At 46.9% G+C, this 701-nt stretch carries 1 protein-coding gene; it reads left to right on the top strand.

Translation table 11 applies throughout. The features are described 5' to 3' along the window. On the top strand, positions 1–701 hold a 701-nt coding region (locus tag R7Z49_RS25135; protein WP_318112405.1), incomplete at both ends, for an NAD(P)/FAD-dependent oxidoreductase.

Below are 701 nucleotides of genomic sequence, written 5' to 3'. Positions count from 1 at the left end.
CCAATTTTGAGCCGGGTATTGAGCTTCGCGCTAAGTTTACTCTGTTTGCCGAAGGTGCACGTGGACATATCGGTAAGCAACTGATTAACAAATTTGATTTAGCTGATGATAAAACGCCTCAGCACTATGCGATTGGCTTTAAAGAGCTGTGGGATATACCTGCAGAGCAACATCAGCAAGGATTGGTTGTTCATGGATTAGGTTGGCCGTTGGCAAACGAAGCGAGTGGTGGCAGTTATCTTTATCATCTTGAGGGCAACCAAGTCGCAGTTGGCCTGATTGTTGACCTTAATTACGAAAATCCCCACCTGAGTCCGTTTGACGAATTTCAGCGTTTTAAACATCACCCGTTGATTGAGCAGTACCTGAAAAACGGTAAGCGCATCAGCTATGGGGCTAGGGCGATTGCCAAAGGCGGATTTCACTCCCTTCCGACCCAACAATTTGCTGGGGGATTACTAATTGGCTGTGATGCAGGTACGCTCAATAGCGCGAAAATCAAAGGCACGCATACCGCGATGAAGTCGGGGGTACTCGCCGCTGAAGCCGTTTTTGAAGCGATTTCAAATCAATCGGTTATTGCCGACTACCAAAGCCATTTCAAACAGTCATGGCTATATGAAGAGCTTTATCAAGCACGCAACTTCTCTAGCGGAATACACCGTTTTGGCTCTTGGTTAGGTGGTGGTTTAGCGATGTTG

Source organism: Vibrio sp. 1562 (genome assembly GCF_033340155.1).
GTDB classification, from domain to species: domain Bacteria; phylum Pseudomonadota; class Gammaproteobacteria; order Enterobacterales; family Vibrionaceae; genus Vibrio; species Vibrio alginolyticus.
This window is presented reverse-complemented; position numbering and strand designations above follow the sequence as displayed.